Origin of the sequence: Stenotrophomonas sp. NPDC077421 (genome assembly GCF_049545505.1) — a bacterium.
Taxonomy (GTDB): Bacteria; Pseudomonadota; Gammaproteobacteria; order Xanthomonadales; family Xanthomonadaceae; genus Stenotrophomonas; species Stenotrophomonas nematodicola.
Map to the genome: position 1 here is coordinate 1 of NZ_JBMWDP010000090.1, position 1,170 is coordinate 1,170.

Annotated in this window: 1 protein-coding gene and 2 pseudogenes; all 3 read right to left on the reverse strand. The window is 70.2% G+C overall.

Annotated features, from left to right (window positions below):
* Nucleotides 1–191: pseudogene (locus ACPEH1_RS20595) on the reverse strand (hypothetical protein); the annotation flags it as partial.
* Nucleotides 191–409 carry a hypothetical protein gene (locus ACPEH1_RS20600; protein WP_017355869.1) on the reverse strand — a complete coding sequence of 73 codons (219 nt, stop codon included), beginning with the start codon at nt 407–409 and terminating at the stop codon, nt 191–193. The pseudogene ACPEH1_RS20595 and the gene ACPEH1_RS20600, both read right to left, overlap by 1 nt.
* Before the next feature lie 130 nt (nt 410–539).
* Nucleotides 540–1,170, reverse strand: a pseudogene (locus ACPEH1_RS20605) (hypothetical protein); the annotation flags it as partial.

The following is a 1,170-nucleotide window of genomic DNA, read 5'->3' on the forward strand; positions in this document are numbered from 1 at the left end:
GCGTACCCGAACGCGTGGCCGCGCCGCAGGTTCCCGCTCTTGGCGTGGTTGTAGTCGCAGCCATAGACCACCAGCGGCGGCGCCAGCAGCTCCTGGGCGACCAGCGACAGGCAGGCCATGCACGGCCCCACTTTGGACGCCTCGATGCGGGCTGCCTCGGCTGCGGTCGGCGGCGGCGCCTTGGACCACATCAGCGCGCGGCCTGGTCGGCCAGCCGCCAGCCGTGCTGCCAGGCTTGCGCCTTCTCGCTCAGAGCACCCGCCCGGCGGTTGGCGCCGTCCTCGGTCTCGCACTCGATCCATACCAGGTGCGGGTTGTCGCTCAGGCGCTGGCCGTTGAGCCGGGCCGAGTACCCTGCGTTGATCTCGGCGGCGAACCTGCTGCGGGTGCTGTAGGCGTTGAAGTCCATCAGGCAGTCCGCCGCAGCAGCACCAGGCTTGCCCCCACCAGTACCCCGGCCCAGGCGGGCGCACTCATCCCGAGCACAGCCAAAAATCCCGTCACGAACAAGACTGCATCCCACGTTGACCTCTTCATGGTCAGGCCCTCGCCAGCTCGTGGTCGCGCGGGACCGTGAACCCTGCAGCGCGCGCATGCCCACCACCGCCGTACAGCGCCGCCACCTCGCTCACGTCCACCGCGTCCGGCGTGGAGCGCAGGCTGAACACGCGGCCGGAGGCAGTGTCGTAGTAGCAGGCGGCGAACGGCCGGCCCTTGCCCATGAGGTGGCCGGCCTCGCTCACCAGCGCGCGCGGGATGCTCGCCGCCGGCACGCGGTAGTTCCCGATCACCAGCTCCCGGCGCGACAGCGCGACCTGCTCGGCCACGTCCTTTGCCCTGGCCCGCTCCAGCACCAGCCCCTGCTGGTACAGCGAGTAGGTCGTCTCGGCGGCCAGCGCGTCCCACGCCTGGAACGTGTACGGGTGACTGTGGACCGTCGCGCAGATCTCGCGTGTGTGCTGCAGGGCAAAGCGCCACAGGTCGCGGTCCTCGACGTGATCGAGGAAGGCCGGCCGTGCCTTGGCAGGGTGGAAGAAGTCCCACGCAATGCCGGCGCCGCTGCGGTTCATGTCGAACAGCGCGCACACGATGCCACTGCCGACACTGGCGTTGGCCGAGTAGTAGTCCCACGCCGCCCGCGCATCCGGCAGGCTGTCGAGGCGAACAACC

Excerpts from the sequence above, each read along its gene's own strand:
- ACPEH1_RS20600 (WP_017355869.1), bottom strand. The coding sequence starts at position 409 with ATGGACTTCAACGCCTACAGCACCCGCAGCAGGTTCGCCGCCGAGATC.